The sequence below is a fragment of the Mucilaginibacter sp. 22184 genome (genome assembly GCF_052045695.1).
Lineage (GTDB): Bacteria > Bacteroidota > Bacteroidia > Sphingobacteriales > Sphingobacteriaceae > Mucilaginibacter.
Map to the genome: position 1 here is coordinate 66,898 of NZ_JBQEPI010000012.1, position 25,021 is coordinate 91,918.

18 protein-coding genes are annotated in these 25,021 nt (G+C 41.3%); 9 read left to right on the plus strand and 9 right to left on the minus strand.

From position 1 onward, the window contains the following. Positions 1–105: 105 nt before the first annotated feature. From ACTJKG_RS24125 to ACTJKG_RS24135, 3 genes are all read right to left on the minus strand, one after another. A complete protein-coding gene (locus tag ACTJKG_RS24125) occupies positions 106–702 on the minus strand; it encodes a penicillin-binding protein activator LpoB (protein WP_440740623.1) in 597 nt (198 codons plus the stop codon). A gap of 49 nt (positions 703–751) precedes the next feature. Next, positions 752–1,183 carry a hypothetical protein gene (locus ACTJKG_RS24130; RefSeq protein WP_216650689.1) on the minus strand — a complete coding sequence of 144 codons (432 nt, stop codon included), beginning with the start codon at positions 1,181–1,183 and terminating at the stop codon, positions 752–754. A gap of 200 nt (positions 1,184–1,383) precedes the next feature. Further along, the gene (locus tag ACTJKG_RS24135) at positions 1,384–2,799 is read right to left on the minus strand and encodes a hypothetical protein (RefSeq protein WP_440740624.1); all 1,416 of its coding nucleotides are present in this window, start codon (positions 2,797–2,799) and stop codon (positions 1,384–1,386) included. Positions 2,800–3,043: 244 nt separating this feature from the next. Here ACTJKG_RS24135 and ACTJKG_RS24140 point away from each other — a divergent pair, with 244 nt between their 5' ends. Next, positions 3,044–3,655: an FMN-dependent NADH-azoreductase gene (locus ACTJKG_RS24140; RefSeq protein ID WP_172337786.1), complete on the plus strand. Its 612-nt coding sequence runs from the start codon at positions 3,044–3,046 to the stop codon at positions 3,653–3,655. 214 nt (positions 3,656–3,869) lie between these two features. Here the strand turns inward: ACTJKG_RS24140 and ACTJKG_RS24145 are convergent, their stop codons facing one another. Continuing rightward, complete coding sequence (locus tag ACTJKG_RS24145) at positions 3,870–6,815, minus strand: endopygalactorunase (protein ID WP_440740625.1); 2,946 nt, start codon at positions 6,813–6,815, stop codon at positions 3,870–3,872. 294 nt (positions 6,816–7,109) lie between these two features. On the opposite strand from ACTJKG_RS24145, the gene ACTJKG_RS24150 reads away from it, so the two are divergent. The 5 genes from ACTJKG_RS24150 to ACTJKG_RS24170 all read left to right on the plus strand — a co-directional run bounded on the left by ACTJKG_RS24150 (position 7,110) and on the right by ACTJKG_RS24170 (position 12,690). Beyond that, entirely contained in the window at positions 7,110–9,551 is a 2,442-nt protein-coding gene (locus ACTJKG_RS24150) for an outer membrane beta-barrel protein (protein ID WP_440740626.1), read from the plus strand. Between the two features lie 306 nt (positions 9,552–9,857). Then, complete coding sequence (locus ACTJKG_RS24155) at positions 9,858–10,472, plus strand: TetR/AcrR family transcriptional regulator (RefSeq protein ID WP_172337783.1); 615 nt, start codon at positions 9,858–9,860, stop codon at positions 10,470–10,472. Positions 10,473–10,523: 51 nt separating this feature from the next. Beyond that, entirely contained in the window at positions 10,524–11,768 is a 1,245-nt protein-coding gene (locus tag ACTJKG_RS24160; protein ID WP_440740627.1) for an MFS transporter, read from the plus strand. Between the two features lie 20 nt (positions 11,769–11,788). Beyond that, positions 11,789–12,097 carry a hypothetical protein gene (locus tag ACTJKG_RS24165; RefSeq protein WP_440740628.1) on the plus strand — a complete coding sequence of 103 codons (309 nt, stop codon included), beginning with the start codon at positions 11,789–11,791 and terminating at the stop codon, positions 12,095–12,097. Positions 12,098–12,135: 38 nt separating this feature from the next. Further along, entirely contained in the window at positions 12,136–12,690 is a 555-nt protein-coding gene (locus ACTJKG_RS24170; RefSeq protein WP_440740629.1) for a cysteine hydrolase family protein, read from the plus strand. 310 nt (positions 12,691–13,000) lie between these two features. On the opposite strand, the gene ACTJKG_RS24175 is transcribed toward ACTJKG_RS24170, so the two are convergent. Continuing rightward, a complete protein-coding gene (locus tag ACTJKG_RS24175; protein WP_440740630.1) occupies positions 13,001–13,789 on the minus strand; it encodes a LytR/AlgR family response regulator transcription factor in 789 nt (262 codons plus the stop codon). Between the two features lie 745 nt (positions 13,790–14,534). Between ACTJKG_RS24175 and ACTJKG_RS24180 the strand changes: the two genes are divergently transcribed. Both ACTJKG_RS24180 and ACTJKG_RS24185 read left to right on the plus strand, forming a co-directional pair. Next, positions 14,535–15,653: a sensor histidine kinase gene (locus ACTJKG_RS24180; protein WP_172337777.1), complete on the plus strand. Its 1,119-nt coding sequence runs from the start codon at positions 14,535–14,537 to the stop codon at positions 15,651–15,653. Between the two features lie 80 nt (positions 15,654–15,733). Further along, positions 15,734–16,459, plus strand: a complete 726-nt coding sequence (locus ACTJKG_RS24185) for a LytR/AlgR family response regulator transcription factor (RefSeq protein ID WP_172337776.1) — start codon at positions 15,734–15,736, stop codon at positions 16,457–16,459. An 11-nt stretch (positions 16,460–16,470) separates the two neighbouring features. Here ACTJKG_RS24185 and ACTJKG_RS24190 read toward each other — a convergent pair whose 3' ends face one another. Then, positions 16,471–19,506, minus strand: coding sequence for a lantibiotic dehydratase (locus ACTJKG_RS24190; protein ID WP_172337775.1), 3,036 nt, complete (start codon positions 19,504–19,506; stop codon positions 16,471–16,473). 19 nt (positions 19,507–19,525) lie between these two features. Beyond that, positions 19,526–20,449, minus strand: coding sequence for a dienelactone hydrolase family protein (locus ACTJKG_RS24195; RefSeq protein ID WP_172337774.1), 924 nt, complete (start codon positions 20,447–20,449; stop codon positions 19,526–19,528). A gap of 163 nt (positions 20,450–20,612) precedes the next feature. Here ACTJKG_RS24195 and ACTJKG_RS24200 point away from each other — a divergent pair, with 163 nt between their 5' ends. Continuing rightward, the gene (locus tag ACTJKG_RS24200) at positions 20,613–21,548 is read left to right on the plus strand and encodes a hypothetical protein (RefSeq protein ID WP_440740631.1); all 936 of its coding nucleotides are present in this window, start codon (positions 20,613–20,615) and stop codon (positions 21,546–21,548) included. 15 nt (positions 21,549–21,563) lie between these two features. Here ACTJKG_RS24200 and ACTJKG_RS24205 read toward each other — a convergent pair whose 3' ends face one another. Beyond that, complete coding sequence (locus tag ACTJKG_RS24205) at positions 21,564–24,509, minus strand: lantibiotic dehydratase (RefSeq protein ID WP_440740632.1); 2,946 nt, start codon at positions 24,507–24,509, stop codon at positions 21,564–21,566. Between the two features lie 64 nt (positions 24,510–24,573). Next, positions 24,574–25,014, minus strand: coding sequence for a hypothetical protein (locus tag ACTJKG_RS24210; protein WP_172337771.1), 441 nt, complete (start codon positions 25,012–25,014; stop codon positions 24,574–24,576). Between the last annotated feature and the right edge of the window lie 7 nt (positions 25,015–25,021).

The following is a 25,021-nucleotide window of genomic DNA, read 5'->3' on the forward strand; positions in this document are numbered from 1 at the left end:
GTATCAGTATCAAGTAGTTAGTATCAAGTATCAAGACAGCTTCGTAAATCTGAATAAATAGTATTCAAAAATCTTGATACTTGATACTAACTACTTGATACCGATTTAATTTTTTACGTATTTGGCTATTTTCTTTTCGCCTATCCAAACTACTTCGTTGGTTTGGATGTTGGTCAGTTCCAGATTAACCTGGTAATAAACTACTTTCTGACGTTTGTGCGCGTCGACAATAGAGTTGATAGAGCCTTGCAATATATAGTCGGCACCATTTTCCAAACCGAATTTTTTCATGCTCGAAACGGTGGCATTGGTTTGCTGATCTTCTTTTTCGGCACGCAGTTCTTCACGTTTTTTACCGCCTTGTACCAAACGTACTTTTTGGGTTTGTATAAACGCGCTTTCCACATCTTTTACAAAGGTTTCGGCGTCAATATGTTCATGGCTTTTGTTTTGGATAAAGCCAACAATAACAACAGGGCGTTTACCCTGATGTTCTTCCTGGTGTGTATTGATCCAGGGAGCGTTCAATATTTTATCTGTAAGGTCGGCTGCAACTAATCTGGAGTCGCTGTTGTTCCAGTTACCGCTGATGTCGATAGTTTCGTCTGTACTAACACGTGTTACTTGTCTGGAGCATGATGAAGCTATAAGCATTCCTGAAACTGCAATGGCAGCAACTGCTATAATTTTGTTGAATTTCATGTGTATTGTTCGGGGTTTTATATAGTAAGATAGTATTTTGTGTAAATTGTTACCAGCGCCAGCCTACGCCAACACCAATATTAGTGCCCCAGCCTCCGCGGTTTCCGTAACGACCGCCCCAGCCGCCTCCCCAGCCACTGTTCCAACCCCAGTTACTGTAGGGATAAGAGTAGCCGCCATACAGGCTCCATGACGGGCTGTAATCATAATAACCATTCATCCGTTCCTCGTGGCGCCATTCGCGGTTTTGACGACGGCGTTCCAGTTTTGCCTCGTACCAGTCGTAAGCTTTGTACGTGTTTTGAATAGTAGTACCGTGCAGGCTGTTCAGGCTGTCGGCCCCACGCATATATTTATACTGACTTTCCAAATATCTTGGATTTTGATCAGGTTCTAAAGCGGTTGTTTGCTGGGCGTGTACAACGCCGCTGTAAAAACTACCTATCAGTAAGCTCGCAATGATAATTAATTTCCTTTGCATGACTTTAAATTTGATGTAGCAAAAATAAGTAAAAACAAATCGTATGTACCTACAGAAAGTTGACGTACAGTCATTTATTTAACGTTTTTTAACTATAACGATCATATATAAACAAATAAAAAAGCCGCTTTGCCATTTTATCGGTAAAGCGCTTTTTTATCAGACTGGATTTTTGGGGAAAGGATTAATACAGGAAATATTTATTTGTCGGTATTTAAGGAGGTATAGGTTTTAATAATATCAAAGGTGTAACATACTTTAAAGCCAATGGTTGGTATTATCCTGGATCTGAAGATATTACTATCATTTAGGTCAAATGATTGCTGAACATTGGTGGTGCCACCGGTACCAGGCACAGAAAAATTCTTATCATTTGATTTATATTTTTCAATAAACCAGTCGCGGGGTTGATTAACTGAAAAAAACTCAATAGTTCCCAGGATCATCAGGCTGCCAACAAACTTATACCCAATTCCAACACCAAAATCGGTGGCGCTGAAGAACGATTGCGCGTCAGAGGCTTTGGTTAAATTTACCGGATTTATAAATGTAGCCAATGACAGGCCCTTGGCAACAATTTCGCCCTGCGGATGATCGGCATCAATAAATTTGTATAAAAAAGGCGTGTATACAATGCCAAACGAAAGATTTGTTTTAATATGCTGCCCTTTTTCAATAATTACATTGTTATTGAGCGATTTATCAACTGCAGGATTTTGATATAACTGATAGGGAAACACACTGGAACCAACGCCAAGTACAAACGAGATCCTTTTGGCCTGAAAGCTGTTCAGCTCTGTTTTGGCTTTATCAGCGGATTTGCTTTTGTCGGCATCCAGGCTTAACTCAAATACGCTAAGTGTTGTGTCGGCTGCTTGTTTGTTATATTTTAAGTGTGATGCTTTGCCCGTGAACTTATCGGCTGTTTTTTGGGTTATTTGAATGGTATCCTTGCCGGCGGTATCAAGCCATACATAGTTTTTTTTATTTTTAACTATATACATAGCAGATAATTTAATTCCGGTGTTAACATGTATGAATTTTAATACGGTGTCGATATTGTTTCGGATCAGTGGTTTTTTTAGGCCATCTGCATCAAATTTGTATTGACCATCAACTGAACCTAATACCTTATATCCGGAGTTGATGTTTGTATTATCGGTACTTACAACTGAAAATTCGTAAGTAAAATCGTTGTTCAGTAATTCCCATAATGCCGATTCATGATCAAGGGGCATGCTACGCGTTTTATCGCCTATTTTTTTATTTATCCGGCTTGCAATCAGATCAGGTAATTTTTCCAATAGCTCCTGGTATCGTCTAATAATATCTGAGGAGTTATTGCATGATGAGATGTCTATCTTTTGTTTGAGTTTGTTAACAATGCGGGTTTTCAGATCAGGGTCCGAGGCCTTTTTTTCTGCAAAAATTGGAAGACCTCCATAAGTTATAATCAGTGAATCATTTGCAGGATAAAAAGAGGCTTTTATTTTTTGGGGCTGCTCACTGCAATCTTTAAAAGTTAGGTTTTCCGGAATTAACTGGCGTTGTGCCTGGGCGGTATAACTAATAGTGATAAGAGCCCATAGGGCAGTGATAGTCAGGAGAGGTTTCATGTCAATAGCGATAAAGTTTAAGGTATCACTAATATAACTAAATAGTTTTATCTGGCAAGAGCTAAATTTTTCTCAAAAGATGGGGATAACATCTTCGCTCCCCTCTTTTATTTCTTCCGCAGAATGGGGAATTCTAACATATTCAATTCGCTAGTATACCAAAGGATACTACTATCCTTTGGTATACTAGTATCTTTTGTATAGTTATACTGGATACCTTTGACTAAACAAAAAATAAAAAACAATGAAAAAGATATTGAATATCATTTCGAGTGTGAAAAGGGATGAATCCTACAGCAACAAATTATCCGGAGCTATATTGGAAAAACTATCCGCCGTTTATCCCGGTAGTACCGTGCAAACACGTGATTTGACCCAAAAACCGTTCCCGCACCTGGAAGAATCGCAGTTTACCGCATTTTATACCCCCGAGGAGGCACGGACGCCTGAGCACCGCGAGGCTGTTAAACACTCGGACGAGGCTATCCGCGAGCTTCAGGATGCCGACATTATTGTAATTGGTGTGCCGATGTATAATTTTAGTATCCCATCTACACTAAAATCATGGATAGATCATGTTGTTAGAGGTGGTGTTACTTTTAGTTATGCTGAAGGCGGTATGCCGGAAGGACTTGTAAAAAATAAAAAGGTTTATTTGAGTATCGCTTCGGGCGGGGTATTTTCTGAAGGGGCCTTGAAAAGTTATGATTTTACAGAACCATACCTCAGAACTGTTCTTGGTTTGATTGGGTTGACAGACATAACCGTTTTCCGTGTGGAGGGGCATTTCAGGGGCGAAACCAAAGAAACCGCGCTGCCCAAAGCTTTGAGTGCTGTTGAAGAGTACGCTTATTGAGGATATGAGATTCTAAAAAAGAAATAAAAGGATGTCATTTCGATAGAGCATGGGCGGGGTACGTGCATGGTGCGAAAGAGAAATCTTCTACGTGATGCTAAGTTTCAATAGCCAATCGTAAAAGATTTCTCCTCGTTCCTCGTTCGAAATGACAGTAGTTTTACCCTCCTGCGCACACCCTTCGACAGGGTGACAGCCTTTTTAGGCATAACAATCACTCCTTAGCGGGCGCTGTTAACGCTGCTGGTGCGTTCCCCCAGGTATCATGATAATATACGGAGTTGGATACCTGTATGTTTTGCGCTTTTTTTGTGCCTATTACTATGGCATTATCCTGTGCCTGTACCGCTTTGATATGGCTGATGCCGGCGCCAATCACATCGTCAAAAAACAGGACATACCTACTATCGCGTTTCTCGTAATTAAACGTGCAGTTATTAACCGAAATATTTTTCACATGCCTGGCCCAGAGCCCGTAGGAGGGTTGTATCTTAAGATCGGCGGCATTGTATTGCCCCACACCAAGCTCGGCCGGAACGGCAGTGGTATCGGTTATCGGGTTGCCTCCTTTAACCAGGAAGTTGATATCATCAAAAGCAACATTTTTTATATAGCCTGTATGCAGGCCATTGGGCAGTTTAAAATCCAATCCGCCCGTAACGTCGGCATTATTGGGCAGCTTGTAGCCCGCAATAATGGGCGAGGCTCTGCGCTGGGTGCCATCATAAGGCTTCCAGCGTTTACCATTGTATGAACTGCCGCCATAAACTTCATATACATCCAGTGCTTTAAGGTTAATATTTTCTACCTGGCCAATGTTTACGTTCTTAATCAGCAGCTCATCGTGTTTTTTGCCGTTTTCGGTAAATGTGTATCTGCCAGCCTCGGCACCGATAACGCGACCGCGGTTGGATATGGATATAAAAAAGGGTGTGGTGGCCCGGTACATTTTGGATCGCTCACGGATAGGGCCGGTACGACCACTGTTGAGGTAAATATCTTTTACGTGGCCGCCATCGTTGGTTGATATGGAGAAACCGGCCTTGTTGGCGCCCAGTACGTAAATATTATCTACATAAACCTGGGTAATATCGTCGGCGGTTTCGGAACCTAACTGGATAAGGTTGCAATTGGTATCGCCAATAATGTTGCGCACCAGGTAATTGCTGGCCGGCCGGGTAAAGCCCAGTGAGCAGTCGGACCCCGGTTTTATCACATCATCAGAGCTTACCCGCGAGAATATATTGGTGACTTTTACCTTATTGCACTCCATAAAATCATACACATCGCGCACATTGGTTTGGTTGTTTTTGCAGATGTAGGTATCGTGTATGTTGATGTCATCGGTACCGGTAGCCAGTAAAGCAAAATGCCCGGAGCGATCAAGTTTGAGCATGTTATCGCTGTCGAAATTTTTAGTACCGTTAGCGCCGATGTAATAAGGTTCATCTTTGGTTTCGTCGTACCACAGATCTTCGGGGTGATAGATGCCTCCAATCTCTACGCGGGTACACAGTTTGAGCGAAAACATCTTATCGCAACGATTATCGGGTGGGTTTTTCATCACACCATCGCCATTAACCAGGTTGGCGTTCCCGTTGATCTGGCCATTGCCTATGATTTTCACGTTATCCAGCCGCTCGCCAAAGAACATGGCGTTTTTAAAATAATGATGACCCACATCCTGCTTGGTCATATAGTTTTCAGGATCGGCATAAGGGCCGGCGTCGGTAGGGGAAAGGCCCGAGCGGTATTTACGATCGCTAAACCAGGTTGATTCTGGCGCATCGCCACCCTTGATGGCTTTGATGATGGCATCTTTTTCCAGGTACAGGAAAACATTGCTCAGGAGGTGAACAGTGCGAACCATATAAGTGCCCTGGGTAAATAACAGGGTGCCGCCGCCCAACTGGTGAAGATAGGCGATAGCTTTGTTGATGTTCTCGGTATCGTCGGTGCCGCTGCCGGTAACGCCAAAGGATTTGATATCCATTTTGCCCGAGTAAAACGAAACCGTGTTGGAATAGCCTTTTTGCGCACCATCCTTCACGTTGAGCTTAAAGGTGTAAAGCTTGTTGGGAACCAGACCCGAAACCGAAGCTATGGCTTTTTTAAGATCGATTTTGGCCGATGCTGCCGACCATGTTTTGCCTTGGTCTGTTGATTGCATCAATTGCGCACCGGATGCTTTTCCACCCTTTCCCCATTTAAAATGGGTAGTGGTATATAGGTCAGGTTTTTCGCGGTAGCTCATAGCGGTATCAGGTGTCCGTTCCAGATCGGAGATGGTTCGGGTAGCGGTGAGCACAGCTGTTTCGGGGCCCGTGCCGGGACTTGTCAATACCTCGGGCTTGGAGGTACCGTATGATGCCCTGAATAGGTATTTTCCTGTTTTTTTGAGATTGACGTCGCTGATGCGGAGTTGGAGATCGGCGCCGTTTGCAGGCCTCAGGTCGAGATGATGGAAGGTAATGACCGAGCCTAAAGCGGTGGAACCGGAAATACGGACATCCCCAACCCGGGAGTAAGAATACTTGGTGCCAACCCGTCCGATGGATTGGGTAGCCAGGCGGCTTAGTTTTACCTCGCCCCGCCCAATAACATTTACCGTGGTATTATCCAAGGTGACGGTGATACCGGCGGGAATAAAGATCTTTAAGGTAGCGTCCGGACTGCGTTGCCCTGCGGTAAAATACAACACCAAATCGCGGCTGGCTTTTGTGGTAATAGTTGCATTATCCAACCTCAGACGGCCGCTAAGGGCCATCGGTTTAACGGCAATATGATAGGTTTTTGACGCTCCTTTTGATGTTACTATCAATTTATCGCCGGTGTTGATATCGCCATCGGTTTTTGTTTTGTCATTTTGATCAATGACCGTATATTTTTGAGCGTTGCCATTGGTCGAAGCCAATTGTCCGGGCAAATCGCCTACGCTTACTTTGGTGGAGACGAGACCCTGGTCTTCGGGGGTATCCACGGTAAACAAATAGGTAGTGCCGCTAATGAGTACCAGGGAATCATTGGCTATGCGGGCGATGTTGCGGGCGTTTTTGCCGAAGGTTATGCGGGGGGCCGTACGTCGCGTTTGAGCAGTCACCATAGCCGGTATCGCGAAGCATAAAAGAAGTGCAAGTTTTATTACAGATGGCCTGGTCATATCATGATATCCAATAATCGTGGAGAAAGGGAGGCTGACCGGCAAAGATCAACCTGTACAAATAAATAAGAAATAGCGACGCCTGGCTCATGAAATATTGCCTATTTATTAATCTATTTTGACAACGGCTGTTTTTTATCCATCCTGCCTGAAGTCTGATTAAACTCGTCATAAATAAAATAACATATATCGAAACTATAGGTGAGTTCATCGAAAAAATTAAGCGGTGGATTTTCTTTAAACTAAATTAGGAAGAAATGATACTTTACCATAATGCCCCATAAAATACCATCTATGAACAAACAGTTAACCAGGTTGCTCACATTATTATTTATTGTACTATTTGAGTTTGTTTCGCCAGCCCTGAAAGCTCAGGGTAATTTAACATTAACCGGGGCCGTGGTTGATAATTCCAATAACACCCCCGTTGAACTGGCTACCGTAAAACTGATCAGTGCCGAAGATCCTAATAATATCAAATCGCTCCAGACAGATTCTGCGGGTAAATTTACTATCAAGGGGCTTAAAAAAGGCACTTACAGTATCAATGTATCCTACCTGGGCTATAAAATGCTCGACAAGGCGGGTATTGAACTTACCGGCGCCACACCGGTACAGAATATAGGTATATTAAAACTTATCCCTAATTTAAATCAGCTTGGCGAGGTACAGGTGAAAGCCGAGCGACAACTGGTATCCAATAAGCCCGGGAAAACCGAGATCAACGCGCAGAGTAAGATCTTCGCATCTTCAAATACGGCGTTTGATGTTTTGCAAAAAGCGCCGGGTGTAGCTTTGCTCAATGGATCATTCAAAATAAACGGCAACGTGGAACCCGACATTTTATTGAATGGCCGCAGAACCCCTTTAAGTCTCGAGGAGCTAAAATCCATCCCTTATGATAACATCGAAAAAATTGAGATCATCAGCAATCCCAATTCGTCATACGAGGGAGATAGAAAAGCGATCATCAATATTGTGCTTAAAAACAAAGTAAAGGAAACAGGCTATAATACCTCGCTGTATACAGAATACGCCCGCAACAAATACAACCAGTTTAACTTTGGCGGCGACTTTAGCTTTAAGCAAAAAAAGTTTACCATTACCGCCTCTGCTGGCCGGATATGGACCCCGGCGTTTACCGATATCACCGGTAACCGTTATTATGAGCAGGACGGGCAAAACTATTTACTAAACACCAAATCGTTCATTAAAAATAAACCCACGCTGGTATACTATAATGCCGGACTGGAATATTATATCGATACCGCGAACACCTTTGGTGTGTTTTACCGGGGCAATACCCTCAAAACAACGCAGGAGCCTAACAGCGCTTCCAAAACATTTTTGGGTAATACCGCTGATGACAGCCAGTTGGTAAGTCTCATCAATACCACGGGTTTAACTAAAACCGATGCCACCAACTCCACCTATACGGTTAATTATGAACATCTTTTTAACAAAGGAACTAAGTTTACTCTGGAGTCAAACCTGGGGCGTTATGATCTTACCCAAAATCAAAATACCATCAGTTCAAATGTAAATACACCAAGCAATACTACGGGCATTATCAATGATGCCCGGTCGACCATTGACCTGTTTAATGTTAACGCCGATTTCTCGACGGCCCTGTCAAAAGCCGTAACCCTGCAAATAGGTGGTAAATTTAACAACAGCACAACCAAAGATGGCCTGGTAAGCGACTCGTTGCGAAACAACTCCGTTGTTACCACTGCCCGCCAAACCAACAACTTTAAGTACGACGAAAAAATATACGCCTACTACTTTAATTTAGATTATGATTTTGGCTTTGCCACGTTAGAGGTTGGTACCCGTGTAGAGAGTACCCGTTCAACAGGTACAGCGGCTGTAGCATCGCAGGATTTTACAAAAAACTATACCAATGTTTTGCCTGGCGCGCAGTTGTATAAAAAATGGGGTTCGAGCCAAACGCTTACCCTTTCATACGCCAAAAAAATAAGCAGGCCCAGCTACCGAGATCTGAACCCCTTTGTATTTATTATTGATCCTTATACCTATGTGAGCGGTAACCCATTTTTAAACCCGAGTACCTATAATAACTATAAGCTGGAGTATTCTATCCACTCCGTTAATATGTCATTAAGTTATCGCACTCAGAAAAATATCATTACCCAATTGCCGGTGCTCAATTCCGAAACCAATGTGTTAACCTACTCGCCGCTTAACCTGGATAATAAAAGGAACATCTCGTTCGATCTGAATTTTCCGTTAAAAGTAGCCAGCTGGTGGACGCTCGAAAACTCAAGCACGGTACTGCATGATCATTATGAATCGCAGCTGTCAGGAAGCTCATTCACCCGGAATAAAATAAACTTTACCAATAATTTTGTGAGCACGTTTACCATCAGCACGGGTTTTTATTTTAATACCAGCTTCTTTTATACCTCGCCATCGGTATTTAACTTTTACCAGGTTAATGCCATCAGCGCGCTTGATCTGGGTTTGAAAAAAGAACTCCTGAAAAAGAAACTGACCATTGATGTAAACTACTACGACGTTTATCGCGGCCGCAAGGATGTTTTAACGGTTAACTATTTAAATCTGCATAATTCGTTGTCGCAGTTTACCAATACCCGTTATTTTAATTTCAGGCTTACCTATTCATTCGGCAACCAGTCTATCAACGGTAACATGAAAAATGAACCAAAAGCTACTGAAGAAGGCGACCGGGTTAAGAATGGGTTGAATCAATAAATTTCTTGTTACTCATCTCCACGCGTCATTGCGAGAAGCCTCACCCAACCCTCTCCAAAGGAGAGGGCTATAAAATGCTCTTTTTGAAGTCTCCTCTTTGGGGGGAGATTATTACATGAGGGCTCCGCCGTTTAGAGGGGGCTTCTGTTTCGTGCAATGACGTGTGTATTAAAATGCGTAGACCAGGGGGAGCCATCCGGCCATTTGCCGCTTACCTGTAGTGTAAAAGTCATCTATTTAAAGCAATTAAACATTTTTTGTTAAATTGTCTAAAATAACTATTTTTGCATCATTAACATTTTTTCCATGTCAGCTAGTATCACCAAAGAAGATTTAATACAGCAGCAGATCCTGGAGGCGGCCAAGCGCCTGTTCCAGGTGTATGGCCTGGCTAAGGTGACAATGGATGATGTAGCCAAAGCCATAGGCAAGGGCCGGAGCTCGCTTTATTATTACTATAAAAGTAAGGATGAGATCTTTGACGCGGTTGTTAATATAGAGATTAAAGAAATGCTGGCGGCAATGACTCATGCTGTTAACCAGGCATCCGGTACTGAGCAAAAACTTCGCGCCTTCTTTATCACCAAAATCGATGTACTTCGCGAAAAAAGAGCATTTTTTAAAACGCTCGAAGCAGGCATGGATGCCGATGCCTTGTCTCATTTCAATAAAACCAGGATTGTTTTGCACAAGCGGATAGTTGCACAGGAAAGCGCTTTGTTGGAAACCTTACTTACAGAGGGTATAAATAAAGGTGAGCTGCACAAAATGTCGGCTCCTGAATTGGAGATGCTCATTATGGTGTTGCTAAGCAGCCTGCGCGGAATAAAGCGCGAACTGGAATTGGAAGATGATACGGTAAAAGCTGTGCCCGCGGTGGATATGTTTATCCGCATGGCTATGCATGGATTAAACAAATAATTTTTTTTGATTGATTTTCGACAAAATGACAAAAAATGTCTAAAAGAAGATATGAAGAATAGACAAGCCACGAATACCTTTCGCGCATTCCGCAACCGAAATTATACTTTATTTTTTGCCGGTCAGTCTGTTTCCCAGATCGGTACCTGGATGCAGCGGACGGCTGTTATCTGGGTTATCTACTCGCTTACACACTCCGCCGCCATGATTGGTTTTGCTGTTTTCGCGCAGCAATTTCCCGCGTTTTTATTTTCGTTGTTGGGCGGCGTTACCGCCGACAGGTATGCCCGATATAAAATACTGCTGGTTACCCAAACTGCATCTATGCTGCAAGCCATATTGCTGGCGGTATTAATTTTAACCAACCATTATGTAATTTGGGAAATACTCACCCTTAGTGCCATATTGGGTACGATCAACGCCTTTGATGTGCCCGCCCGGCAGCCCATGGTACATGAAATGGTAGATGATAAGGCCGATTTGGCCAATGCCATCTCGCTCAATTCGGCTATGGTTAATATGGCCCGGCTCATTGGTCCGGCTTTATCAGGTATGGTTTTGCAGCAGTTTGGCGCGGGTGTTTGCTTTATTATTAACGCGGTAAGTTTTATAGCAGTAATTGGATCCCTGCTGCTAATGAAGTTTCCGGATTTTAAAAGGCCAGCTGTTAAGAAAAAGGTTAGTTCCGAACTGGCGGAGGGTTTAAGATATCTGAAACAAACACCTGTTATTAGTAAACTGATATTGTTGATGCTCTGTTTAAGTTTGCTCATTTTACCTTACGATACCATGGAGCCGGTTTTTGCCAAGGTTATTTTTAAAGGTAACGCGGCCACCTATGGCTACATCAGTGGTTGTATTGGTTTAGGAGCGCTTATAGGGAGTTTCTTATTGGCCTCGGCAAAAAAAGATATCAATTTACGAATGGTATTGGTGCTAAGCATTACCGTTTTGGGTGCAGGACTCATCTTATTTTCACGAACAAATTATTTTGCCCTGGCCCTGCCATGCGCAGTGGTATTAGGACTCGGGTCAATTACACCTATGTCAACCAGTATTACCATTATCCAGATGGAAGCAGCTGCCCATATGCGGGGCAGGGTAATGAGTTTTGTGGCCATGGCCTACTTCGGGATGCTGCCGCTGGGCAGTTTGCTTATCGGTACTGTTTCCCAAAAATTAGGCGCCCCATTAACGATGCTTTGCCAGGGAATTGCTGCTCTTTTGATAGCGGCTGGCTTTTCCGGGTTTTTAAAAGTGAGCGAGAAAACTAAAGAAGAACATTTAATCATTTAACCACTTAAAATATTTTTATTATGCAATGGCATCATTATTTCGGCGGCTTTTGGGCAGGCATGTTCCTGGCCAACTTTGTTCCGCATTTTATTAAGGGCATCGCCGGCGATGCTTTTCCTACACCTTTTGCCAAACCGTCGGGTAAAGGTTTATCTACTCCCTTGGTAAATGTAGTTTGGGCCTTGTTCAATTTGGTAGTGGGTTACCTGCTTTTCAGGTTTGGCAAAGTATCTGTTGATGATAGCTTGTCCATCCTCATATGCTTTATTGGCTTTGCCTGTATGAGCATTTTTGGAGCCGTAAACTTTGTACATAAACATAAGGCATAACCAGAGAAAAATTAATTGATCATCATAAAAAAACAAAAATGGAACAGCATAAAATAAATACAGCTCTTTTAGTTATGGATATGCAGGTTGGTATAAAAGCCATGCTGCCCGATGCAACAGCTATCCTGAATAATACAGCCAAAGCTATCGCGAAAGCACGTGAACAAAAAATTCCGGTTATTTATGTGGTAGTTGGTTTTAGACCAGGCTCACCAGAGATTAGTCCGAATAATAAAAGTTTTACTGCCAGTAAGGAACGGTTTGCAAGTGTTAACATGACCGAATTTATGCAGGTACTTGATGAGTTAAAACCCCGGGCTGATGAAATTGTGGTTACCAAACGCCGTTTCAGCGCGTTTACCGGCAGCGATCTGGAAGTTATCCTCAGTGCTTATGGCGCCCAGCATTTGGTACTTACCGGGGTATCTACCAGTGGGGTGGTTTTATCAACCTTGCGTGAGGCTGCCGATAAAGATTACCGCTTAACCGTACTGGCCGATTGCTGTGCCGACGGCGACGAGGAAGTGCATCGTGTACTCACCAACAAAGTTTTTCCGCGGCAGGCCGATGTACTGACTGTTGAAGAATGGTAGGTAGTATAAATAATATCAAAGAAAAGGGCTGCTGTGCGGCTTTCTATGATAAAAGCAAAGGTTTTGATATGGGCCGGTGTAATGGCAGGGAGGGGTTTCTACGCGCGGTAATTAGCCTAATACATAAACGCCTTCCTCCCCTTCCCGAGGGAAGGAATCGCACAGGGCTTTGGCTTTTTGATTGAGTGCCATACGCTCCGAAGCAAATTCTTCTTGAAATAAGATCAATAAACAAAACTCCCCGGATATAAGTACCCGGGGAGTTTTTGTATAAAATAGGTTTTAATGGGGCTTAGTAAAGGCCGGAGTTTTAGTTAAATACCAATTGTTTTACAGCGTCTTTATAATTTACGCCGATAGGTAACGAATTGTTTAAGCTTGTTTCGATAGTGTTGCCTTTAACACAAATAATAAAAGCCTTATTGATAATAAATGATCTGTTTACCCGTATAAAGCTGCTGTTGCCCAGGAGCTCCTCGGTTTTGGTCATGGTTAAATTAACTATATAGTTAATTTTAGCTAAATGAATTTTTACGTAATCCCTAAGCCCTTCTACGTATACAATTTCGGAGGTGTTCAGGTTCATCATTTTCTTATCAACCTTAACCCAAATAAATCGTTGCTCCTTGGCTAAACTCTTGGTAACAACCTTGGTGTTAAGGTCATCCAGCAGGGTGTTGCGTTTGGCGGGCACCAATTCTTTGCTGTTGAATTCGCTGTTTAAATTATAATGCCTTTGTTTAATCTTACAAATGGCCTTAATGAAACGCTGATAATCAAACGGCTTTAACAAAAAGTCGGTTACATCAAGTTCAAAGCCATTAAAGGCGTATTGCTGATGGGCTGCTGTAAGGATGATCTGCGGTTTTTGTGAAGTCAGTCCGCTGACCAATTCCAGCCCTGACATCATCGGCAGATCAACATCTACAATAACAATATCTGGTTTTTTCGTATAGATCAGATCCAGCGCTTCAATAGCGGTGCGGCAAACCATTAACAATTTCAGGAATGGTATGCGTGAAATATATTGTTTTAATGTAGACGCATCTGTCTGGTCATTTTCAACAATAATAATGGATAGTGGGCAAAAATTATTCATAACGTCAATATTATGATATCAAATAATTAATAATTTGTTAAAACCAACGGTTTGTTTTCATTGAAATAAAACTTTTAGCTCTATCTTATTTTATTTTTTAATACGTGAATTGTTATTATTTATGGAGATATTAACCCATAAATTATAAATTCAATTTATGATTGATATATTTGTTATAGTAGCGGCAAATAAGCGGGTTGTACTTAAACGTTTTTTATAATTACTATTAAAATATTTTTAATAGTGAAAAATTATGACAACCTGTAAAAACTGTCACTATTTAAATATCCCTTTAATCAACGTAATAATATATTAAAGTAACAATGAATAACAGGTGGCAGACAAATGGCTTTAGCAATTATTAATCTGGACTGGCTTTTCATTGATCATTGTATTATTAGTTAAGTATATGTTATATCATATATCGTTCTTTTCCTTTTAAATTTTAACGGTTCAACCAATTCATCAACTGGCAATGATTTAAGAAAGCTACATTCTTAAATCGGCAGGGAACTTTTTAAAACCTGTAGTTTGAAAAGAGGTTATTGTAGCCGTTGATGAGGTGTCTGTGTAGGTTTGGGTTGGAAATAGATGTAGGGCTTTCGGGTCTGATTGGAATTTGAAAACTGTTTCTATTTCAATCAATGTTTTTAAAGAATGGGACTTTTTCATAGGTTCTTTTTTTATTTAAATTAGAGCATACTCTAAATAATATGAAATTTATTGTGCAAACAGTTTTAAATGGATGGTAAACAAGTTTAAACGCATGGTGAATAATACCCATGGCATTCATGTTTTTTGGCATTTGGTTTTTTGGGGGTCGTTCATCATATATGAACTCTCCGTATTAATCATATTATCGTCGGGCGGATTATCATTAATTGATCAGATTGTGCATTATCCGCTTAACATCGCTTTGTTTTATTATAACGCGATGGTGCTGCTCAAAAATTTTTCTGAAAAGAAACATAACTGGTTTGTATCATTCCTGATCTTGCTCCCTTTAGAGATAGTTGTTTATTTAGCGCTTAATTATTGCCTCAACTATATGTTGGAAAATGGGTTCCACATTAAAGTTTTAAGATCAATTCATATTCCCTATATTTTTTTTGTAGCCAGTATATGGCGGGCCATATATTTTATAGGCCTGAGCACATGTTACTGGTTTGCTTTATACAGCGTATATAATAAGCGAAGGATACTGCAGCTCGAAAATGAGCGAATGAAAGCAGAAAGCAGGAAGATACTGCTCGAAAAAGATCTGTTGGCCACGCATAACAATTTGCTCAGGGCTCAAATTAACCCGCACTTGTTATTTAATACACTAAACTATATTTACAATATGGTATATAAAACCTCGGAAGAAGCGGCAGAGGTTATTATGTTGTTATCAGAAATAACGCATTACTCATTTAAATCAACCGGGAGTAATGAAACCGTTAGTCTAAAAGAGGAAATAGTAGCGATAGAAAACCTCATCAAGCTAAATCAAATAAGATTTAATAATAAACTTTGTATTGAACTGATATTAAAAGGCGATTTTGAAGGTATTAAAGTGATTCCGCTGGTGCTGTTAACTTTTGTTGAAAATATATTTAAATACGCTAATTTATCCGATCACGATTTTCCGGTACAGATTTACATAGGGCTGGATAATGGCAGCCTGAGCTTTTATACCATCAATAAAATAGGGAAAACACAGGCAATCCCTCATAGTAATAAATTGGGCCTTGTGAACGTAAAAAGCCGGTTGGAGAACCAGTATAAACGTCAATATGATTTAACGATAAACAACAGGGATGGCATATTTTCGATTGACTTAAACATAAACTTACATGAACACAATAAAGTGATGTATAATTGATGATAAATCGCTCCCCTTGATTTACTCACCAATTATATATCTTATATTACACCTAACCTTTGATTTAAATATTGATTTACATGAACACGATAAAGTGCTTTATAATTGACGATGAATCGCACGCCATTGATTTGCTCAAAGATTATATCGCTAACACACCTGATCTGGTTTTATTAGGAACTGCTAACAGTCCGATGGAAGGTTTGGCCGCTGTGAGAAACCAGAAGCCAGACATCCTTTTTCTGGATATAGATATGCCCATGCTTAACGGGTTGGAGCTATCAACCCTGCTTGATCCGCAGATCAAGATCATATTTGTTACCGGGTACGCCAATCATGCTGTGGAGGCCTTTGAAAAAAATGCTCTCGACTTTTTGCTTAAGCCAATTTCATACCCCAGGTTTTTAACCTGTATTAAAAAAGTAATGGGGAGCATGGCCGAAAAAGACAGTTCAAAAGCAGGTGAACCGGAACAAGGCTTTTTTTACATAAAAAGTGATTTTGGTAAAATAGTCAAGATAGATCATGATAGCATTGTTTACATAGAAGCCAGCAATAATTTTATTACCATATACTTAAACGATACCGACTACAAAGCCTATATTACCTTAAAAGATATAGAATTACACCTGCCCGAAAATAGCTTTAGCCGTATCCATAAATCGTTTATTGTAAACACCAATAAGATCAAATTTATAAATGGTAACCAGATCTTTTTAACCAACAAAAAATTATTGCAGTTAGGGGCCACCTACCGCGATCTGTTTTTTAAGAAACTTGATCTGAGTATTTTGAAAAAACGTTAATGCCGGGTTTTCTAAAATCGTGCTTTTACTGATAGTTTATACTTTAGCATACAATGGTAAACAATATATTCCTGTTCACGTTCATCCTCGGTAAATAATCGGTTAAAATGCATATGGATCATATCGGCAAGCAGCGCGATCTTCCGTTCTGCACCAAATCGGGCAGCTTTTTTAGCTAACAGGTTTGCCTGCTGTAAAAAATCATGATGATGTTTATCAAGCTTTAATGTTTTAAAGCAATAAGGATCATGGAGCCGCGATTGAATTTCGTTTTTTAACTCCCGGTATTTCAGATCCAGGTCAACTTTCAAGGCTTTGGTACCCGAAAATTCCTGATAAAAGCTGTCAGACACTAATTCTAAAAATGATATTTGATCAACTATGGATGGCATGAACAAAGCCAGTAACTCATCCATATTAATGATAGCCAGGCTATGGTGGGAATAAAACGGCATCCGGGCCTTTATAAAATGAATGATAAGTTTGCTGCTGTCGCAAAAAAAATCTTCAATTAACTCTATGATATCAGCGCCGTACCGTTCTATTTCCCTGGCATAGGTATCGGTCTGTAACTTTTTAATCTCATGCGCTTGCAGACTTGCATTTAGCTGATCATTTAATTTTATCATCACCGGGCCAACATCTGCAGGGTTTACCTTTAACCGGAGCCGCAGATGATACCCTGATTCCTGGTAACGGATAAAAAACCAGGAGCTTACCTCTCGTTTTTCTATAGTGGTTATAAGAGGTAAAATTTCATCACATAGTAAATGATCGGCTACCTGCGGACTACAATAAATTTTAAAATAAAGCCACTCACTTCCTGGCGCAAATTCCCTTTTTATCTTTTTGCTTATCGTAGGCTGGGGGCTAAATTTTACCGGGTAAACATTATCGGTTTGATACAAAAAGGTTATAAACTGGCTAACCATAGGTTGCCCGGTTATGGATACTTTCGGTTGGCCTTGCTTGGGTAAAAAATATTCCTGTAGTTTAACCTGTTCGGCACCCGCTATGCTGTTTAATAACAACAAAACTTCTTGTTTTTGGGTAAGATTAAAAACAAGTTGCTGATCGGCCCTGGTTAAACAGATCAGATCGGGTAGATTGTTCCGTTGTTTTATCTCCAGTATTTTATTTAAGCCTTCTTTTTCCGTTGCTTTGTTTAGGTAGTTGATGTCATCGGTTGCCAGGTACCACTTCGCGGCGCTCAAAATAACGTTGCCCATGCTTACCCTTGGATAAAACCTTAAACCGGGAAAGTAATGTTCCAGATCGAAATTGAGATTATTCTGAGTGCCCTGGTATTGAAGATCGCACAGAAATTTAAAAATGCTTAAATGATTATGCGCATAATTATACGCCGAAGTTAACCTGGGCAGTACCATCTTTTGCAGTGATACGGATTGCAATACAACCTCGTCGTTTACAACAGATACCAAAAGATCAGATAAGGCTATCTGGTGAGCTATCGGTTGAACCGGGGCGGAATTGACAGATATTTCATAAGCATAAACCGGGTACCGCCGGTTAATATTATCGGTGTGGGTATCTGAGAGTATGCCAATATCCGCAAAAACCACGTCGGGGTTTGCCCGTTCCTCAATTTGGGTTATCTGTTTACTTAATTCTAATACTTCATCATTAAATAAGGTAAAACGACCAATAATGGCCGTACCCGAACAGCCACCGGCATTTTCTATAAAGATATGATCGCCGGTTTCCCTGAACATTACCATCATTGATGGTGGTAATGGTGGTGCGGCTATATCAAGACCGCTTAAATGCGATGGATTTAGTTCAATAGGTTCAAAGGTGCTTCGGTTGGGGTTGTTTGTCCAAAGCTGCAACAGTAACTGGTGAACCTTAGTCCACTCCATAACAGTTGAACTTTTGGCGGACGGGTTAAATTTAACCTGGTTAAGGAGGGGGCTTCTGTCAGCTCCCGAAGTACTTCCGTAGGTTATGCCGGCATCAGGGTCAAGAGCCAGAAGCAGGGGGATTTTTTGCCTGTCGAACCGGGCCTTAAATTCGGTTATAAAATCTTTAAGTTGTTGTGGCGGGGTATAGGGAACCAATCTCCTCAAGGCATCTATAGCCGCCGAAATTTGTTGCTGGTGCTTTATATTCAGGCTTCCTATTAGTTTTTTTCGACCCAGATTGGAATAAAAATTAAGATTGGTTTTTTTTATACTGCCGGTTGTCAATTGTTTTATCTCATCATCAAGCTCTGTGAGGTGTTTTTGCGCAAACGGCTTTGCGGTGTTTAATTTTTTATATAAGCCCTGTAATTGAAGGGAGAGCTGATTATGTGTTGTCTGTGGCGTATTCACCAGGCGGTATAAATAATCTTCACCAACTAAATTGGGTTCGAGCTGTGTTATTAAAATTTGGCTGGCCAGCAGCATATGCAAAAACTCAGTGGCTTCAGTTTGGCTAAACTCCCAATTGTTTTCAATAACAGATAATAGCTGAGTTTCGGGCAGCGGACCTTTTTTAAATAGGTTAACAATACCATCAATATGCCTGTTGGCCTTAATAGAATCAAGCGTAAAGGATAGCGCCGAAACCCCTTCCTGACGGGTGGTTTTTACAAATCTGTAGCTTTTTTTAAAACTATAGATAGTTGGGTTTAAAAATAATTGTCTTGGATAGGGCACCTCCTGAAGTAGTTTTTTGGCCAGCAGCAAGGCAACCTCCTGATCTAAAAGCAGCTGAAGGTGGTCATGGGTTTTATCCTTCAAAAGGAGTTCATCATCGGTACCCCAATTAATAACTATAGATGATGCAAAGCAGCCAAAAGGCGTGGGCCTGAAACATACGCGATTGATATACTTTTGTATGCTTAACAGTTCCTTGTCGTTAAAAGAACTGATGTCAAAGTTTTTATGGAGCAATAGCTGATGCAATACCGGGTTGGCCAGGTAAATGGCATATTGAAATTGCGGGTCGCTGGCTATCTCCTGTATCTTATCCAACGAATAACGTTCAAAACTAAACAGCGGCACCCGTAATAAAAGTTCGGGGATAAATTTATAATCGGCCATGTTTGGTTCGGGGTTATTGTTACAGGGTTTGTTTGAACCAGTTAGTCAGGTCGGTTACCAGTGCAGGTATGTGATCAATGGCAGGACCGGTATCGTTATGCTCTTTAAAGCCATGGTCGGCCCCGTCATAAATTTGATGGTGTAAATTTTGCTTTTTGTTGAACAGAAATTCGCTGATGATCAGATCGAAAGTCTCGGTGTGCACCACTGGATCCATAGAGCCCATAGCCATAAAAATGGGTATGTTAAGCTGTAATAGATTTTTTAGCGCCGGTTCGGCAAAGGTAGCCCAGCGCTGATAGGTGTGCCCCTGCCAGAATTTGGTGGTTGATGCCGGGTTTTGCATGATCTCGTTAAACTGCCGGGTGAGCGCGTCGATCTCCTGCTGGCCTTCCTTAAATGATAACTCCCCGCGTGTAATGCGTTTGCGGACGTAAAGAAAGTACTCCAGAAATTGCGATGCCCCGCCGCCGCTTAAAAACGCGAGATGGCTGATGTTTTTATTGACGGTGGCCAGTTTAGCGGCCACATCCGATCCTTCGGAATGGCCGCAAACCAGGATGTTTTTATTGATAATTAATTGGTTTGATTGCATATACTGCAATACCGCATCGGCCTGGAAAACCCGGTAAGCCAGGCTTGTTTTCTGATGATAATCGCCCGGAACCTCCGCATCCTGGTGGCGGCTGAAAGTAAAGCCGACCTTTGAAATAATGACGAAGTTGAAATTTTGGATAACCTCGGGCCTGGTATGCAGCGAAAAGGTTAGCCTATGCCCCTGGTCATTCTCCATACATAAGGGTATCGCTCCAGAGCCTTGAAGAAAAAGAAACGTGGTTTTTTCGGGAGAAAACCCGGGTGTATGGACATAGAAACGGATAGTTTCCTGCTCGTGCTTTATTTCATACTCTTTAAAGCGGTACTCGTGCGGAGACACTGGCATAATAGGCTTATCGTTAATAGTTAAATTGGCTTAGGAGCCGGATATTTTATTACCTATAAATATTATAAAATAAAATGGTAATATCTTGCTAAATTATTATCTTGAAGATAATATAGTTTATAGTTCAAGACCGGCTTATGCTATATATATAATCCAATTATCAATGACCATGTTAGAGGCCACTTTTGAGCAACAGTTAAACCGTTATTTTACAAACTGCAAATGGACACAGGAAGGCAGAGAATTTAAATTGCAAGGCCCTGGGTTAAGTTACCTGGGGCTTGATCAAAACTTATCCTCTAATTTGGGCCGATTTTCGGCAAGAGACCTGTCAGTATCAGATGTGGCTGATTTTCATGAAGCTAAAGATGGCTATAACCTTTGTTTTGAAGACACCTGGTCGCTTTTGTTTTGGCTAAGATATTTGAAAGCGAATCCGGATGTAAAAAAGATCAATATCATTCACCTGGATGACCATACCGATCTGATGCCGCCTTTGGTATATAAAGAGCAGGGCGAATATTTTCAGGTTACGGACGATAAAAAGATAAATTTCGATGATCCGGAAAGTATACCCGGTTTTATACGGGAAGGAAGCATTAATCTGGGATCATTTATTGCCCCGCTTATTTTTTTCCTGGAGAGGGTAAATATTTTTCACCTGCGGAAAGAGCTTTCGCCGGATGGACCTACCAGGCAAAATATGGTAGAATCATATATTAATGATTTTCCATACCTGGATAAGGATCGTATTTCGATAACGGTTACTGATAAAAATGATGAGCCGGCCAAAGGGTTTTATTACCGGGGTAATGATCTGAGATCGTTAATAGGAGAACTCAACGGTGATCCTACTTTTCTGCATATCGACCTGGATTACTTTTTGAACCAATTCAATGGCAATCACAGGAATGATGCCCCGGTTAATATGATTACCCATGTTGAACTGGAAGAGGAGATCAGGCAAATTTGTGAAGAACTGAGCCGCGTGCGGTCGCAGATTGTTGATGTTACTATAGCCACATCACCTGGGTTTTGTCCTTCAACCCATTGGGAGTTCCTGATCGATAATTTTATGAAATACTATAATAAGATTTGAGGTTATCTGCAGGCCTTACATACTGTAATCCAATTGCTGCTTAGCATTGTAACGCAACTTGCAAATGAGCGATACATAGTGTCTGCGCAGCAACGCATATATCAATAACTCGTTCCTGTTTTGCTGGGTTAAAAAGAAACGGTTAAGTGCCATGTGAATAACGCTATTCATTATTTGCGAAGGTTTTTTACTATCGCCGGGATATTCCTTAGCCGATTGTTCAAGTGCTGCAAGTGTAAGCTTGTTTTGTGCAGACCGGGTTTTAAATATTTCTTTAACCGCCTGATAAGATTCGTCATCATCATTGATCAGGTTTTCAATGCCTTTTTTATGAGTTCGGTATAAAGTATCAAAAGAAACCTGGAGTTGTTTTGAACCACCCGTGCGTTTAAAGAAATCAGTCTCCATTTGGTACAACAACTCAATTCTGCCGGCAATATCCAAATCAAAATCATTCAGTAAGGTTTCTACGTTGAGTATACCGACGAGCCAGTTGTTTGATGCCTTAATGCCGCTTTTGAACAGCTGCATGGCGGCCTGGCTGTCGAGGTAAAACAATTGTTCATTGTATTCCATGGTGTTTACCCCATAGCGTTCAACCTCGGGGATATAAGTATCCTCCTCCATGGCCCAGATGTGGTGGTTTTCTATTTGGGCTTGTAATACATTCTTCAGTTCGGCAATAACGCGTTCATATTTAGCCATGGCGTATGAGGCCATTTTTATTCTTAAACGCAGATGATAATAAGGGTCATCATACCTGATAAAAAACCATTGTGAAATAATACCCTCATCGGTCATGAGGTTTAATAAAGAATAAATTGTTTGGAGTGATTGTTGGAGCACCAGTGGCCGCCCATAAATTTTATAGTATATCCATTCCTTTTGCTCCGGGAGGTGTTCATCAGATTCGGGATGTTGTTGGGCTACTTTATTTTCATCATCAGTTATAGCGTGATTAGTTAATACTTTCCGTTTATCCAATACCGGGATGATCATCTCATGATGGAAGCTATCTTTTTGATTTTTAAATAAGGTAGATGCAGGGTCGCCCGTAAATTCAATAAGGTTAATTCCATCTTCGGTTACTGCCTCCAGGAAAAGGGAACAGGAAAATCCCGATTGGATATCGATCAGCATTTCTCTGTCATCATTGGCTATAGTAAATAACGAAGGAAACAGGAATCTCTGCTGCAGTTCATGCAGGGCATCAACAGGATTGGCAAATTGCTCAATTACCGAATTGACCTCCTGCTGGTTGATATGCCACTGCGCCTTGGATAATATCAAGTGTTTGTAGCTAACGCGGGGCAGGAATGGTTCGTTTGACAGATGGCCCCAATGCCAGGCAAATACCTGTTTAGGATTTTGATATTGCAGCTCGCTCAAGAAACGGTAAACCGCCGGGCCTTTATAAAAATTATGATTACACGTTAATACCGGGATGATACGTTTGTTTAACTTTTTAGAATATAAAATGATCTCCTGGTTTTTTACCGAGATGAGCAGATCTGTTAAATGTATATTTTCTCCGGACTGGCCAAATGTACCGGACTGAACATCGATGGTAAACCGCCTGAGTATGGGCCGGTAGATGGAATTGTCAATAACATCGCCGGGAATAAAAACTATTTCGGCCAGGATAGCATCCTCACTTAAAGCATCTTCCTGGTTGATAAAGTCGGAAAGGCGATCGCGTAAACCGGGCAAACCATAGCATGATTTACTGACCAATGCCAAAGCTGATGGAGCCGACTGCTTCTTGATAAAAAACTGGAATGCTCCCTCATCAAGCTCATCCGGTGAAGTGGCAATGAGGTTGCCCTGTAAGTAAAAGTTTTTAACCGCTGCCGATTGATGGCTTTTAAAACTTTGGATATCATCGGCAGTAATTTCGATGGCTGTTTGGTTATGGGTAAGCGCCTCGGTGAATTTTTTGGTCCGTAAGTTTTTTAAAGTATCAGTTTGGCTTGCTACGGTTTCTGACCGGCTTAAGGGCGAGATATAGCCATTAAAGGTACAGCTTTCAGAATTGGAGGACGGGTAAATGATGCCGCTTTGCTGGTCGAGCGCTGTTAATAACGGAATCTGGGCATCACCATAATGATGTGTGAATTCTGTGCTGAAATGGAGCAGATCGTCATTAACATAAGCTGGTCCTAAAACATTCAATTCCTCAATTTCTGTTAGCAGTGTTGATGTTACTTTACTGGGGATATTTAAATCTGCGGCATCTTTTACAAACAGATCGGCTTGCAGGTATTCTGTTGAGGCGGCATCCGGATCATAAGGACTGAACATCGCGGAGATCTGCTCATGTATGCTGACTAAAGATTTATCTGAATGTAACAGATCGTAGATATCTTTTATAAATGAGGTGAGTTGTTCGTTTCCCGGATATTGGCCTATGAGATGGATCAACTCGTTAAAGGGCTCCGCTGATTTTAAGAATACCGCGAATAACTGCTTTTGCAAATGACCCAGGGTATATTCATCTTTAATATCCTCCTCAAAACCTTGAAGTGGGTAATAATTAAATATTAAAGAGTTTTGCTGCTTTTCGGTTTCTGGCTTTTCCTGATATCCGTTTTTGATCAGGAAATCCGCAATCAGTTTTAGCAATATTTTAACCGGGGTGCCCGATAAACGCAGTTGTCTTAAATTTTTACCAGGATTAATGGCCGTGCTGGTAAGCTCAGGGGTAATGGTGCCTGCCGCGTAGCCGGCAAAAAGTCCGAAAGGCAGTGGGCGGATGCAGCACCTGACAAAATATTTATAAAGGGTTTTTAATAGCTTCTCTTTTTTTTTAGCGTTTAACTCTCCGTTTTGCAGCTTGGTAAATTCATGATAAACGGTAGGCGATGCCAGCAAAATACCATCTTTGAAATCAGGTTCATTAAGCAGATCGATGAGAAAATTTTCTTTCTGGCCATTTGCTTCGGCAATGCGAAACTCCTCCATTTTTTGTAAGCTAAAAATGGGGAGCCTTAATGAGAAAAAATCGCATTGATAAGCAAAATCAGGATTAGCCATATAGTAAACCATCTTCGGGTATCAGATAGATGTCTAACAGGTTCAATTCCTTTAAATGGAAAAGAAAATCTTTCACATTATTAACCCTAAACTCATCTAAAACAGGCACGGCAACTTCGCTTACCAGCTCTTCTTTCCAGGTGGTTTGGTTTTCAATAAAGGTATGGCCCGGCAGCATATATATTGATCCTGTTTTGTTCAGATACCGCTGATCAAAAAGCCCGGGGTTGCGCTCCATAATAAATGACCTGTTCTCTACGATTTCTTTACCCACATAGCAGGTTAAATCGCCACCCAGATTGCTCAAAAATGGCGCCGACATGATGGGCGACTTGGTAGCATAAACCCATAGCCTTTTATGTGTTAATGAAAACCTGGGTTCAATAACCGAAAGACCCTGCACCGGGGAGCTGTGAAAAACGTTAAAGCTCATGATCAAT